The sequence below is a fragment of the Nocardioides sp. CPCC 205120 genome, from assembly GCF_048654585.1.
GTDB lineage: Bacteria > Actinomycetota > Actinomycetes > Propionibacteriales > Nocardioidaceae > Nocardioides.
In genome coordinates this window covers 183,742-196,878 of sequence record NZ_JBMCYY010000001.1, presented here as the reverse complement: position 1 = coordinate 196,878, position 13,137 = coordinate 183,742, and the positions used below count along the sequence as shown (strand labels likewise).

Annotated in this window: 12 protein-coding genes and 4 tRNA genes; 8 read left to right on the top strand and 8 right to left on the bottom strand. The window is 74.9% G+C overall.

What is annotated here, in order from left to right; all coding sequences use genetic code 11:
- Positions 1-9 precede the first annotated feature (9 nt).
- On the bottom strand, positions 10-648 hold the full coding sequence (locus ACOACO_RS01005; RefSeq protein WP_420294394.1) for a TetR/AcrR family transcriptional regulator: 639 nt from the start codon (positions 646-648) through the stop codon (positions 10-12).
- A 67-nt stretch (positions 649-715) separates the two neighbouring features.
- The gene (locus tag ACOACO_RS01000) at positions 716-1,636 is read right to left on the bottom strand and encodes an alpha/beta hydrolase family protein (protein ID WP_420294393.1); all 921 of its coding nucleotides are present in this window, start codon (positions 1,634-1,636) and stop codon (positions 716-718) included.
- Between the two features lie 203 nt (positions 1,637-1,839).
- Between ACOACO_RS01000 and ACOACO_RS00995 the strand changes: the two genes are divergently transcribed.
- Complete coding sequence (locus ACOACO_RS00995) at positions 1,840-2,577, top strand: NUDIX domain-containing protein (RefSeq protein ID WP_420294392.1); 738 nt, start codon at positions 1,840-1,842, stop codon at positions 2,575-2,577.
- Between the two features lie 37 nt (positions 2,578-2,614).
- Here the strand turns inward: ACOACO_RS00995 and ACOACO_RS00990 are convergent, their stop codons facing one another.
- Positions 2,615-3,385 carry a DeoR/GlpR family DNA-binding transcription regulator gene (locus ACOACO_RS00990; protein ID WP_420294391.1) on the bottom strand — a complete coding sequence of 257 codons (771 nt, stop codon included), beginning with the start codon at positions 3,383-3,385 and terminating at the stop codon, positions 2,615-2,617.
- A 113-nt stretch (positions 3,386-3,498) separates the two neighbouring features.
- Positions 3,499-3,572: transfer RNA gene (locus tag ACOACO_RS00985), tRNA-Phe, on the bottom strand.
- A 125-nt stretch (positions 3,573-3,697) separates the two neighbouring features.
- Between ACOACO_RS00985 and ACOACO_RS00980 the strand changes: the two genes are divergently transcribed.
- From ACOACO_RS00980 to ACOACO_RS00970, 3 genes are all read left to right on the top strand, one after another.
- A tRNA-Glu gene (locus ACOACO_RS00980) sits at positions 3,698-3,770 on the top strand.
- Positions 3,771-3,849: 79 nt separating this feature from the next.
- A tRNA-Asp gene (locus ACOACO_RS00975) sits at positions 3,850-3,923 on the top strand.
- 70 nt (positions 3,924-3,993) lie between these two features.
- Positions 3,994-4,347 carry a metallopeptidase family protein gene (locus ACOACO_RS00970; RefSeq protein WP_420294390.1) on the top strand — a complete coding sequence of 118 codons (354 nt, stop codon included), beginning with the start codon at positions 3,994-3,996 and terminating at the stop codon, positions 4,345-4,347.
- Positions 4,348-4,359: 12 nt separating this feature from the next.
- Here ACOACO_RS00970 and ACOACO_RS00965 read toward each other — a convergent pair whose 3' ends face one another.
- Positions 4,360-5,304, bottom strand: coding sequence for an ATP-binding protein (locus ACOACO_RS00965; protein ID WP_420294389.1), 945 nt, complete (start codon positions 5,302-5,304; stop codon positions 4,360-4,362).
- Between the two features lie 218 nt (positions 5,305-5,522).
- Between ACOACO_RS00965 and ACOACO_RS00960 the strand changes: the two genes are divergently transcribed.
- Together ACOACO_RS00960 and ACOACO_RS00955 are read left to right on the top strand one after the other, a co-directional pair.
- A complete protein-coding gene (locus ACOACO_RS00960; RefSeq protein ID WP_420294388.1) occupies positions 5,523-6,986 on the top strand; it encodes an NAD(P)/FAD-dependent oxidoreductase in 1,464 nt (487 codons plus the stop codon).
- Positions 6,983-8,266 carry a YibE/F family protein gene (locus tag ACOACO_RS00955; protein WP_420294387.1) on the top strand — a complete coding sequence of 428 codons (1,284 nt, stop codon included), beginning with the start codon at positions 6,983-6,985 and terminating at the stop codon, positions 8,264-8,266. Before ACOACO_RS00960 ends, ACOACO_RS00955 begins: the two co-directional genes overlap by 4 nt.
- A gap of 33 nt (positions 8,267-8,299) precedes the next feature.
- Here the strand turns inward: ACOACO_RS00955 and ACOACO_RS00950 are convergent, their stop codons facing one another.
- Positions 8,300-9,382: a hypothetical protein gene (locus tag ACOACO_RS00950; RefSeq protein WP_420294386.1), complete on the bottom strand. Its 1,083-nt coding sequence runs from the start codon at positions 9,380-9,382 to the stop codon at positions 8,300-8,302.
- A gap of 108 nt (positions 9,383-9,490) precedes the next feature.
- On the opposite strand from ACOACO_RS00950, the gene ACOACO_RS00945 reads away from it, so the two are divergent.
- Both ACOACO_RS00945 and ACOACO_RS00940 read left to right on the top strand, forming a co-directional pair.
- A tRNA-Lys gene (locus tag ACOACO_RS00945) sits at positions 9,491-9,566 on the top strand.
- A gap of 71 nt (positions 9,567-9,637) precedes the next feature.
- Positions 9,638-10,867, top strand: coding sequence for a CynX/NimT family MFS transporter (locus ACOACO_RS00940; protein WP_420294385.1), 1,230 nt, complete (start codon positions 9,638-9,640; stop codon positions 10,865-10,867).
- On the opposite strand, the gene ACOACO_RS00935 is transcribed toward ACOACO_RS00940, so the two are convergent.
- Entirely contained in the window at positions 10,848-12,449 is a 1,602-nt protein-coding gene (locus ACOACO_RS00935) for an MFS transporter (RefSeq protein WP_420294384.1), read from the bottom strand. The two genes, ACOACO_RS00940 and ACOACO_RS00935, sit on opposite strands and share 20 nt — an antisense overlap.
- Positions 12,446-13,003 (bottom strand): TetR/AcrR family transcriptional regulator, encoded by a 558-nt coding sequence (locus tag ACOACO_RS00930; RefSeq protein WP_420294383.1) that lies wholly within the window; start codon positions 13,001-13,003, stop codon positions 12,446-12,448. Before ACOACO_RS00930 ends, ACOACO_RS00935 begins: the two co-directional genes overlap by 4 nt.
- Between the last annotated feature and the right edge of the window lie 134 nt (positions 13,004-13,137).

Genomic DNA, 13,137 nt, shown 5'->3' with positions numbered 1-13,137 from the left:
GGCCACCCCTCAGGACGCCGGGGTCCCCGGGTCGAGCAGCGCCCGCAGGGTGGCGGTGAGTGCCGCCCGGGCGTCGTCGGTGTCGAGCCCCAGGTCGTCGCGCAGGGTCGACCACGCGGGGTACGTCGCGGCGGCGAGCACCGCGGAGGTCCGGTCGGGTGCCCCGGCGAGCTCGGCGCCGAACAGCCGCAGCACGTCGTCGCGCACGGCGCCGACGAAGCGGGCCCGGGAGGCGCGCAGTGCCGGGCTGAAGGGCTCGGCCAGCGCGGCGGTGCGGGCGAAGGGCGCGATCTCCTCGTTCTCCGCCGCGCGCCGGGCGGCGAACCGGTCCACCCGGGTCGGCAGGTCGAGGTCGGCCGCCACGAGGGTGCGGCCCTCCTGGTAGCGACGCCACAGCTCGCGGCTCGCCGCGTCGTACAACGCCTCGAGGTCCGCGAAGTGCGTCCACACGGTCCGCACGGAGACGCCCGCGCTCTCGGCGACCTGCTGGCCGGTCACGCGCTGGTGCCCGGCCGCCACCAGGTCGAGGAAAGCGGCGACAAGGGCGGCGCGGTTGCGCTGCCCCCGCGCGACGCGCCCGTCCGCCGCGTGGCCGTCCGGAGCGGCGGTCCCGTTCGTGCCGTTCGTGCTGCGGTCGTCGTGCTCCACGTGCTCCCCCTCGGTCGCGTCGGTCCCGGCCCGCCCCGCGGTGCCGGGACCGACGCGCCGGGCGGGCTCAGCTGATCCTGTAGTCCGAGACGTCCCCGAACGGTGACACGTTCGGGCCCGGGGTCAGGAACTGCTCGTAGCGGGTGTCGTCGTCGACGTAGCGCTTCAGCCACGCGACCGTGTAGGCCGCGATCGTCGCGTTCGAGGTGTTCGGCGCGAAGTGGCTGGCCCCGGCGAGCTCGAGGTAGGCCCGCCGCTCCGCCCCCGTGAGCGAACCGTAGAACGGGATGGCGTGGCTGGAGACCGGGGCGACCGAGTCCCTCTCGGCGCCGATCATCAGCGCCGCCGCGTCGACCCCGGACCACGTCTTGTCGAGGTTCCAGGGGGTGAGGCCCACGGCGGCCTCGAGGGAGGGCCGGGTCACGGCCGCCTCGAGGGTGCCGCCGCCGCCCATGGAGTGGCCGACCACGGCCTGACGGGTCGCGTCGACGCGGGAGGACGTGCGGGAGTCGGCGATGACGTGGTCGAGGGCGGCGAGGAGCTGGTCGCCGCGCGCGGCCGGCTGGTCGTAGCGGGAGTTGGTGTTGAAGGTGACGACCACGAAGCCGAACGACGCGAGCCGCGGGCCGAGCCAGGCGATGGTCGACTCCGACGCGGTGTAGCCCGGCGAGATGGCCACCACGCCGAAGCGCCCCTCGCTCGTCGTCGTGGGGTAGGTGACGGTGCCCGAGCCGAAGCCGCGGCTGGCGAGGTCGGAGATGGAGTACGACGACGTGGCGTACGGCCCGCGGGTCGCTCGGATCGCGGCGAGCGTCGGGTCCGGACCGTGCTGGTACGGGCTGGCGAGGGCCGCGGCGGCGGTCGTGGTGGTGGCGGCGTGCGCGCCGGTCGGCGTGGCCGTGGCGGGGCCGGTCGTGGCCGTGCCGAGGGCGAGCGCGGCGACCAGCGCGGGCGCCGAGAGACGGCGCAGGAGGGGGTGCTGTGACATGGGTGGTGCTCCCGAGGTGGAGGGGCGTCGCGGCGGCACCCGAGTGGCGCGTGGCGAGGTGGTGCCCGAGTTCCTGCACTCATGGTGCAACTACTTCCGCGGTTCGGCAAGGGGTCGGCGTGACCCAGGTCCCAGCCAACTGCTAGTGCATGTTCTTGCTCAATGCTGACGACTTCTGCACGATTCGCTCGTAGGCTGGCGCCGTGGACACCATCGAGACCGATCGCCCCGACCCCTCCCCGTCGCCCCGCGGCGCCGCGACCACGACCCGCGGCACCCCCGGGGTCGACGTGCCCGACGCGCGGGGGCGCACGGGCCTGGACCAGGCGGGCCGTGACCTGCACGGCAACGACGACGTCGTCGTGCGGGACGTCGAGCTCCTCGCCGCGGGGTGGCACGTCCTGCGGCGCACGACGTTCGACTACCGCGACTCCCGCGGCCGGTGGAGCGTGCAGCAGCGCGAGACCTACGACCGCGGCAACGGCGCCACGATCCTGCTCTTCGACCCGGTACGGCGCACCGTCCTGCTGACGCGCCAGTTCCGGTTCCCGGTCTACGTCAACGGCCACCCCGACGGGCGGCTCGTGGAGACCGCGGCCGGGCTCCTCGACGAGGACGACCCGGTCACCGCCGTGCGACGCGAGGTGGCCGAGGAGCTGGGCGTCGTCGTCGGCGACGTCGAGCACGTCTTCGACCTCTGGATGAGCCCCGGCTCCGTCACCGAGCGGGTGCACTTCTACGCCGCCCCCTACGGCCCGGGGGACCGCACGGGGGCGGGGGGCGGCCTCGAGGACGAGGGCGAGGACATCGACGTCCTCGAGCTCGACTTCGACGACGCCCTGCGGCAGGTGGGCGACGGCAGGATCGCCGACGCCAAGACGGTCGTGCTGCTGCAGTGGGCCGCGTTGTCGGGCCCGTTCCGCGCGGGCCCGCGGGCCTGAGCCCCTCCGTCACCCCGACCCCGCGGGGCGGGGGGCCTCAGGGGGCGGGGCTGCCCGCGTCGACGACCGGGACGCCGAGCGCCACCAGGTCCGCCACGGCGGCCGTGTCGGCGGGCGCGTCGGTCACGATCCCCGCGACCCGGTCCAGCGGCAGGACCGTGTACGGCGAGGCAGCGCCGATCTTCTCGACGCTGGCCAGCACGTAGGTCTCGGCCGCGCGCTCCGCCAGCAGGCGCTTCATCGCCGCCTCGTCGGGGTCGCCCGTGGTGAGGCCGGTCCGCGCGTGCACCCCGGTGACCCCGAGGAGGAACAGGTCGGCCGTGATCGTGGCCGCGGCCTCGGCCGCGGCGGCGCCGCACGTGACGGCCGAATGCTTGAAGAGCCGGCCCCCCAGCACGAGCACCCGGACCGTGGGGTGCTCCACCAGGGCCGCGGCCACGGTCACGCTGTGGGTGACGACGGTCGCGTCGAGGTCCGCCGGCAGGGCACGCGCCACCTCGAGGGCCGTCGTACCGCCGTCGAGCAGCAAGGTGGAGCCCGGCTGCACGAGCCCGGCCGCGGCGACGGCCACGCGGCGCTTGCTGTCGGAGGCCACCCGCGTGCGGGCGGCGTAGTCGCCCACCGCCGGCGAGACCGGCAGCGCGCCGCCGTACACCCGCTGGCACAGGCCCGCGGCCGCGAGCTCGCGCAGGTCGCGGCGGACCGAGTCCTCCCCGACGCCCAGCTCGGCGGCGACGTCCTTCGCGATGATGCGGCCGTCCTGCCGCAGGCGGGCCAGCAGGAGGTCCCTGCGCTGTGCGACCAGCATCGACCGCTCCCTCCTGTCCGGTGACCGGGCCCCACGCTAGCGCCGGGCGCCGGCGGGAGGTGCCCGGGAAGGGCGAGAGCCCCGCCGGCGGACCGGCGGGGCTCTCGTGCTCGTGGGCAGGGGCGGGGTCGAACCGCCGACCTATCACTTTTCAGGCGATCGCTCGTACCAACTGAGCTACCTGCCCGAGCGAGGGCAACCATACCGCAGCCCGCGCGGGCGCACGAAACCGGTTCCGAGCCGGGCCCGAGGGCGGTGTCCTATGCTTGACGGGTCGTCGGCACCCGGCTCCGCCCGGACGCCGCGCGGCTGGCCCCCATCGTCTAGCGGCCCAGGACCCCGCCCTTTCACGGCGGTAGCGCCGGTTCGAATCCGGTTGGGGGTGCGGGCCGGACCTCGATTGGGATTCGGTCGCGAGGATGAGTTATGGTTCACCGGCTCCTGACGCAGGAGCTGCCACACCTGGCCCCGTAGCGCAGTTGGTTAGCGCGCCGCCCTGTCACGGCGGAGGCCGCGGGTTCGAGTCCCGTCGGGGTCGCAGGACGATCGCCCCGGATCCACACGGATCCGGGGCGATCGGCATTTCCGGCCCCCGCCATGATGGTGCCGTGCCCGTCGACCTGGACCGTGAGACGTTCGAGCGCATCGTCGACGCCGCGCTCGACTCGGTGCCCGACGAGCTGGCCCGCCTGGTGCACAACGTGGTCGTGCTCGTCGAGGACGAGCCGCCGGAGGACGAGCCGGACCTGCTGGGTCTCTACGACGGAGTCGCCCTCACCGAGCGCGGGTTCGACTACGGCGGGGTCCTGCCGGACCGCATCTTCGTCTTCCGCCGGCCGCTGCAGGAGATGTGCGACTCGCTCGAGGAGCTCGAGGACGAGGTGCACGTGACCGTGGTCCACGAGATCGCGCACCACTTCGGCATCGACGACGACGCGCTGCACGCCCTCGGCTACGGCTGAGCCCGGCGCCCGTCAGGAGGCGTGGACGCCGTCGACCCGGTCGGCCGCCGCCGCGGCCCAGGCCGCGGGCTGCTCACCGCGGCCCTGGCGCGCCACCTCGCTCAGCAGCCACTGCTGGAACGCCCGCTGCGCCGCGCTGCGCTCGAGCGAGAGCAGCCGCTGGGCCCGGCAGAACGCGTCGGCGAGGTCGAGCAGCTCGAGCATCTGCTCCGCGAGCCCGCCCGCCGGCTCCCCGACCGTGAGGTCGACGTCGACCCGGTCGTGCCCGGCGGCCAGCGTCGCCTCGACGCCGGCGGCGGCGGCGGCGTGGTCGATCTGCCGCTCGAACGTGTCGAACAGGCGCGAGAGGTCCCGGGCGAGGGGGTAGGCGTCCTCGTGGGCCAGCGCCAGTAGCCGGACCTCGCGGCGCAGGTCGCTGTAGTGCCGCCGGAAGTCGCGGTACGCCGCCGCGGGCAGGCCCGCCAGGTGCACGACGTACCGGTCGTCGGCGTCGGGGGCCGACGGTGCCGTGGTCACGTCGTACACCTCGCCCGCCAGGTCGCCGTCGAGGCGCGGCTCGGCGACCGGCTCGAACCAGACGACCTTGCCCTCGGGCGTGATGTCGGCGCCCCAGGCGGCCGAGTTCATCGCCACCATCCCGAGTCCGCGCCCGACGGTGAGCAGCAGGTCCAGCTCGTCGTCCACGTCGCCCTCCGCCATCGGCGTGAACACCGGCGGCTGGTGCGACCCGTCGAAGACCTCGAGGCGCGGGTGCTCGCGGGTGCCCCGCACCCGCAGCGAGATCGGCGGCTCCGCGTGCAGCACCGCGTTGGTGACCAGCTCCGACACGCACAGCTCGGCGGCCTCCACGAGGTCCTCGCGCCCCATCTCGCGGCAGGCGGCAGCGGCCCAGCGTCGGGCGTGCTGGACGCTGGACGGACCGGGGTCGAGACGGACGGCGTCGCGGCTCTGCGGCATGACGGGCAACCTCGGGTGCAGGTCGCGTCAGACCGAGATAGACGCGGGGTTCGGAGACATCTGGCGCCTGTTTCCCCGGGTGGTTGTGTCTGAAACCACCTCTGGTGATGTGCTTTGGGTCGCGGACCGGACAAGAATGGGGGGTGCGCGCCGGGATCTGGGGTAACCGGCGTCGCACGGGATGCCACGAGGTGAAGACGACGAGAAGGGCGAGGCCGATGAGCGCAGCGCAGACCAGCGGAGACCGTCACGAGGTGGTCGTCATCGGCTCCGGGTTCGGGGGTCTGTTCGGCACCAAGGCGCTCCGGAAGGCCGACGTCGACGTGACGATGGTCGCGAAGACGACCCACCACCTCTTCCAGCCGCTGCTCTACCAGGTGGCGACCGGCATCCTCTCCCAGGGTGAGATCGCGCCGCCCACCCGGGAGATCCTCGCGAAGCAGCGCAACGCGACGGTCCTGCTGGGCGAGGTGTCCACCGTCGACCTCGAGGCGCGCACCGTGACCTCGCACGTGCTGGGCCGCGAGACCGTCACGCCGTACGACTCCCTCGTCGTCGCCGCCGGCGCGAGCCAGAGCTACTTCGGCAACGACCACTTCGCCGAGTTCGCCCCCGGCATGAAGAGCATCGACGACGCGCTCGAGCTGCGCGGGCGCATCTTCGGTGCGTTCGAGATGGCCGAGCTCGCCGCGGGCCGCGGCGAGCCCGTCGACCACCTGCTGACCTTCGTCGTCGTCGGCGCGGGCCCGACCGGTGTGGAGATGGCCGGCCAGATCGCCGAGCTCGCCCACCGCACGCTGCGCCGCGACTTCCGCCACATCAACACCGAGCGTGCCCGCGTCCTCCTGGTGGACGCGGCACCCCAGGTGCTCCCGCCCTTCGGCGCCCGTCTGGGCCAGAAGGCCAAGGAGGGCCTCGAGAAGCTGGGCGTCGAGGTGATGCTCGGCGCGATGGTCACCGTCGTCGACGAGCGCGGCCTCGAGGTCAAGTTCAAGGACGGCAGCACCGAGCGCATCGAGTCGATGGCGAAGATCTGGGCCGCCGGCGTGCAGGCGAACCCGATCGGCAAGCAGCTGGCGGAGCAGAGCGGCGCGCCGCTCGACCGCGCCGGCCGCATCGGCGTGAACCCCGACCTGACGCTCCCCGGCTACCCCGAGGTCTTCGTGGTCGGCGACATGATCAGCCTCAACAACCTGCCGGGCGTCGCCCAGGTCGCGATCCAGGGCGCGCGCTACGCCGCCCGCGAGATCGAGGGCCGGCTGAAGGGCAAGGAGCCCCAGAAGCCGTTCAAGTACTTCGACAAGGGCTCGATGGCGATCATCAGCCGCTTCCGCGCCGTGGCCATGGTGGGCAAGTTCCGGTTCACCGGGATCCTGGCGTGGCTCTCCTGGCTGGCGGTCCACCTCGTCTACATCACCGGCTTCAAGAACCGGGTCAGCGCCCTCATGCACTGGGCGATCTCGTTCCTGGGCCGCGACCGGTCCGAGCGCACCGTGACGGAGCAGCAGATCTTCGCCCGCACGGCGCTCGCCCGGCTCGAGGGCGGGGCGAAGGACCTCGTGTCCCGCCCCGGTGAGTACGAGTCCGAGCTCGAGGCCCGGCGCATGGAGCTCGAGGACCAGGCGGCGGAGGAGAGCAGGCTCACCGACGCCGGTGAGCGCGGCGTGCGCGTCGGCGGGTGAGTCCACGCCGCGGGGGCGCCCGCGTCCGGGAGGTCCCGCACGGGCACGTCCACGGGCACGTCGACGCCCCCACCAGCCGGTTGGCCCGCATCGTCCTGCTGACCTTCCTCGCCGTCGTGGCGCTGGGGTCGGTGGCCGGTCTCGTGGCGCTGTGGCCATCGGGCGACAGCGTCGTGGACGACGTGCAGTACGCCGCGGAGGGCGTGACGTTCCCCGACGCCGAGGTGCTGGCCGTCCGTGAGCCGTGCCCGGTCATCGCGGTGGGCCCGGGCATCGAGACGCCCGAGGGCGTCGAGGACTTCCCCGAGGGGTGCAACGAGATCGACGTGCGCCTGACCTCGGGCCCGGAGGAGGGCGACGAGGCCACGGTGCAGACCGAGCCCTCCGTCGTGCGCTCGGGCCTGCGCGCGGGCGACGAGGTCGTGCTGCTGCGCATCCCGCCTCCCGACGAGACGGTGCCGGTCGTCTACGGCTTCTCCCACACCCACCGCGAGGCGCCGCTGCTCGGGATGACCGTGCTGTTCGTCGTCGTGGTCGCCGTGGTGGCGCGCCTGCGCGGCATCCTGGCCCTCCTCGGGCTCGTCTTCGCCGCGGCCGTCATGTGGTGGTTCGTGATCCCCGGCCTGCTGGCGGGGGAGTCGGGCATGGCGGTCGCCGTCGTCGGGTCCACGGTGATCATGTTCGTGGTGCTCTACCTGGCCCACGGCCCGTCGATCCGGACGTCCACGGCCCTGGCCGGCACCTTCCTCGGCATCGCGGTGACGGCGCTGCTCGGCGTGTGGGCCGTCGACGCCGCGCGGCTCTCGGGGATGAGCGACGAGGGCGGCGAGATGCTCCAGCTCTACGCCGACGGCCTCGACTACAAGGCGCTCCTGTCGGCCGGCATCGTGATCGCCGGCCTCGGCGTGCTCAACGACGTCACCATCACCCAGTCCTCCGCGGTCTGGGAGCTGCGGGCAGCCGCCCCCGACCTCACCCGGCGCGAGCTCTTCGGCCGCGGCATGCGCATCGGCCGCGACCACATCGCCTCGACGATCTACACGATCGTCTTCGCGTACGCCGGCACCGCCCTCGGCGTGCTGCTGCTGCTCTCCCTCTACGACCGGCAGACCTCCCACGTGCTCTCCGACGACATGCTGAGCGAGGAGGTCGTGCGCACCCTGGCCTCCGCCATCGGGCTCGTCGCCAGCGTCCCGATCACCACGGCGGTGGCGGCGCTGACGGTCAGCGGGGCCCGGCCGCGGGACGCCGTACCGGAGCACGAGGACGCGCGGGCCTGACCGCGCGGGTCCGGCCGGTCGCGGCCCGGGGTCTCAGACGTCGCGGCGGTAGCGGCGCACGGCGGCCATGAAGGCCGTCGGGTCGACCATGCGACGGTCGACCGCCACCGGCCCGAGGCTGCGGCGGTGCACGACGAACCGCCAGTCGCGGTCCCGCGGCCGCCCCTGCTCCTCGACGTCGAGCTGCACGTTCGTCAGGTCGAAGGTCGAGCGCTGCGCGCCGCGGTGGATCTCGAGCACGCCCCGGTCGATCGCGACGCGCGACGGCGCGGAGCCCGCTCGCGCGCCCCACACCACGAGCGTGAGGGCGGCGGCCACGCCGGCGAGTGCGATGTCGGGCACCGCCCGGGTGTCGTAGGCGACCCAGCCGAGCCCCGCGGTGACCAGCAGCCCGGCGAGGATCAGCAGCGACGCCGTCAGCTGGCCGGTGCGCGACGAGGTGAACTCGACCCGCACGGGAACCGGTGCCTCCGGCGTGCCGGCCGCCCGGGTGCGGGCGCCGATCGGCGTTCCCGGGGCGGTGTCCGGTACGGCGGACGTCCCCGCGCCGCGGGCGGGCGTGGGGTCGGCGACGGGGACGGTGGGCTCCGGGTCGGCCGCGGTCTGCTGCTCCTCCAGCCGGCGCGCCGCGGCGAGGAGCGGTGACGCGGCGGCGGTGGGGCTGACGGCGGCGGGTTCGCCCGAAACGGGCTCGCCGGGAACGGGCTCGACGTCGGGCTCGAGGTCGAGCTCGACGTCGGGCTCGACGTCGGGCTCGGGCCGGGGCCCTGCGTCGGTCGGTCCGGAGGACCGGTCGGCCACGGGCGTCCCGGGGGCCGAGGGGGTGCGGAACGCGGCGAGCACCGACCGCGCGACGTCGTGCCGCGGGTCGACGGGTCCCGCCTCGACGGGCGCCTCGACGGGCGCCGGCTCGACGGGCGCCGCCTCGGCGGGTTCCGGGGCGGCGAGGTCGCGGTCGACGGCGGAGAGGGCGGGCTCGGTCGCGGGCGTGCGGGGCGTGCGGTCGGCCCGGTGGGCGGGCTCGACGGGCGCCTCGTCGCCCGGCGTGCGGCTCTCGAGCCAGCGGCTCAGCAGGTCGACGGGCGCGGGGCCGCCGTCGTCCCGGGGAGTGCTCATGCCCCACAAACTACGCCGTGGCGGCCGCGTTACGGGCCCGTTCGCTCGCACGTCGGGCGTCCCGCCCGGCATCCCGGCGCGTCTCCCCGACTGGCAGACTGGGGCGGCGGGCCACTAGCTCAATGGGCAGAGCATCGGACTTTTAATCCGCTGGTTCAGGGTTCGAGTCCCTGGTGGCCTACCACCTCCCGCGCCGCGCGGCGGCGCGTTCGGCCCCCCGACGGGACGCCGTGAGCCCGGGCGTAGCGTGCGCGGGTGAGCACGGGACCCGACGACCGACCGGCCCGCGCAGCGTTCCCCTGGGTGCCCGTGCTGGCGCTGCTGCTGGTGGCGCTCAACCTCCGCGCCCCGTTCGTCGGGGTCTCCGTCGTCACCGACGAGCTGCGCTCCGCCCTCGACGCCAGCAGTGGCGAGATCGGGCTGCTGACGAGCCTGCCGGTGCTCTGCTTCGGCCTGGCCGCCCCGCTCGCGCTGGCCGTGGTGCGACGCCTCGGCGCCGAGGTCGCGGTCGTGGTGTGCCTCGCCGGGGTCGTGCTCGGCAGCCTCGTGCGCTCGTCCGGCTCACTGGCCGCCGCCGCGGTCGGCACCGTCGTCCTCGGCCTCGGCATCACCATCGGCAACATCGTCGTGCCCGTGCTCATCCGCCGCTCGACGCCGCCGGCGTACGTCGGGGCCGTCACCGGTGCCTACACCGCGACCCTCAACATCGGCTCGATGTGCGTGCTCGTCGGTACGGCGCCGCTCGCCGACGCGGCGGGCTGGCAGGTCGCGATCGTCGCCCCCGCCGTGGCGGCGAGCCTCGCGATCGCCCTGTGGTGGCGGGTGGCGCTCCCGCGCGGGCTCCCGGTCGCCGGGGGCGTCGCCGAGGAGGCCGGGCCGGGGGTGTCCGTCGTACCGGCCACCGGGGGCACGCGTGCCCGCCCGCTGTGGCGCGAGCCGGTCGTGCTCCTGCTGGCGCTGGCGTTCGCGGGGCAGGCGACGTCCTACTACTCGCTCACCGCGTGGTTGCCGTCGGTGCTGGCCGACGAGGCCGGCGCCGGCGACGCGGCCGGCGGCCTGGCCGCGGTGTTCCAGATCGCCGCGATCATCGGCGCGGTGGGGGTGCCGCTGCTGGCGCTGCGCGTGCCGGAGTGGTGCACGGTCGCGCTCGTCGGGGTGCTGTGGACGAGCTTCCCCGTGCAGCTGCTCGTGGCCCCCGACGCCTACCTGCTCGGCAGCCTGCTGGGCGGCGCCGCCCAGGGTGGCGGGTTCGCGGCCATCTTCACGATCATCGCGCGGGTGGCCCGCTCCGACCGGGAGAGCGCGGGCATGTCGACCTTCGTGCAGACGGTCGGGTACGCCGTGGCCGCCGTCGGCCCCACCCTGCTGGGCGCCGTCCACGACGCGACCGGGTCGTGGACGGTGCCGCTGGCGCTCGTGGTCGGCACGACCGCGACCTTCACGGTGGCGGGCTCGGCCGCCGCCCTCAATGCGCGACGTCGGTGAGGTCGAGGTCGCGCGGGGTGAGCCGGGCGACGACGAGCGAGGCGAGCAGCAGCAGGACGCCGCCGGCGAGGCCCGTCCACGCGAGCGCCTCGCCGAACGCGGCCGTCGCGTCGGCCGCGAGCGCCGCCCCGCCGGGGGCACCCTCGGCCACCTCGAGCGCGCCGCCGAGCGACTCGCGGGCCGTGTCGCCCGCACCCCCGCTCACGCCGTACGACGCGCCGTCGCCGAGGCCGGCGCGGTAGATCGCCGAGGCGAGGCTGCCGAGCAGCGCGACGCCGAGGACGCCGCCGATCTCGTAGCTGCTCTCCTCCATCGCGGCCGCGCTGCCGGCCTGGTCGGCCGGTGCGCCCGCCATGATCACCGCGGACGCGACGGCGAGGGACGCCGTACCGATGCCGACGAGGGTGAGGGCCACGGCGACCGCGCCGTACGCGAGCGGGGCCGGGGCCGCGAACAGCACGAGGAAGCCGATGCCGGCGACCGCGAGCCCGCCGGCGAGCACCGTGCGGGCGCCCACGACACGCGCCACCGTGGGCGCCAGCGGTGAGCCGACGAGACCGCCGACGGCGAGGGGCAGGAGGGCGACGCCCGACCGCAGGGGCGACCAGCCCTGCACCAGCTGCAGCCACTGGGCGCCGAGGAGCAGCAGGGCGACCATCGCCAGGCTCGACGTCAGGGCCGTCAGCACGCCCGCGGTGAACGCCCGGCCGCGGAAGAGGCGCACCTCGAGCATGGGCTGCGGGGTGGCGAGGCAGCGGCGCACGAACGCGGTCAGCGCGACGGTGGCGGCCACGGCGACCGCGAGGCCGGTCAGGTCCGGGCCGTGCTTCCCGAGGTGCTTGACCGCGAACACGAGGGCGGCCATCCCGGAGAAGGAGAGCGCGACACCGGGGAGGTCGATGCGCGGCGGACGCGCCGAACGGCTCTCGGGCAGCAGCGCCACGGCGGCGACGATCGCGACGACCATCACGGGCACGTTGACGAGGAACGCCGCGTGCCACGAGAACGCCTGGAGCAGCGCGCCGCCGACGACCGGTCCGAGCGCCCCGCCGAGCGCCGCCATGGCGCCCCAGATGCCGAGCGCCGTCGCCCGCTCGCCCGGGTCGGTGAAGAGGGTGCGGATGAGCGAGAGGGTCGACGGCATGATGAGCGCCCCGCCGACGCCCAGCAGGGCGCGGACGCCGACGACGTGCGCCGGGTCCGTCGCCACGAGGGCGCCGAGCGACGCGACGCCGAAGACGGCGAAGCCCAGGAGCAGGCTGCGCCGGCGCCCCCACCGGTCGGCGACCGCGCTGGCCGGCACGAGCAGGCCCGCGAGCACGAGGGCGTAGGCGTCGACGATCCACAGCTGCTCCACCGAGGTGGGCCGCAGGTCCGCGGTCAGCGAGGGCAGGGCGACGTTGAGGATCGTCATGTCCATCACCACCACCAGGAGGCTGGCGGACAGGACGGCGAGCCCGGCCCACCGGCGGGGGTCGCGGTCGGCCCGTGCGACGGCCCCGGCCCGGGGTCCGGGCTGGCCGGAGGGCTGCGGCTGGGGCTGGGGCTGGGGCTGGGGCTGGGGGGCGGTCGGGGCGGTCACCGTGCGGCTCCGTCGAGGAAGGTGGTCAGGACGAGGGGGGCGAGGTCGCGCGGCGCCACGTCCCCGGCCCGCGTCGCCTCGCGCGAGGCGACGAGCAGGCCGTAGACCGCGTGTCCGACCCAGCGGGCCGGCACGTCGCGGCGCAGCACCCCCGCGTCCTGGGCGGCGGCCCAGAGGGCGACCTCGCGGTCGAAGAGGGCGTCCGCGCGGGCGGCGACGTCGGGCAGGGCGTAGAGGAACTCGTCGACGAGGGTGAACCCGAACTCGTCCGCGTCCGCGACGAGCTGGGTGAGCAGCGCCGTCAGGCAGGTCCGGATCCGCTCGGGGTCGCCCGAGCGCCCGGCGGCCGTGACGCCCGTCTCCTCCTGCGTCTGCTCCCAGCGGTCGAGCGACCGGTCGCCGATCTCCCGCACCAGCGCCTCGCGGCTGTCGAAGTGGCGGTGCAGCGTGGCCCGGCTGACCCCGGCGGCCTCGGCGATGTCGGCCATTGACGCGGTGGGGTCGGTGTTGAGGTGGCGCAGGGCGGCGCCGAGCACGGTGTCGCGGGACTTCACGGGCACTCCCAGGTGGTGAATCAGGTTGAGACATCACTGTCGCACGTGAGCCAAGCTGGTCTCGAATCGGCGGTGGCGAGGTGAGGTCCCTGGCTCGTGTAGCCCCCGTGTCACCGGCTCGTAGCGCAGACTTC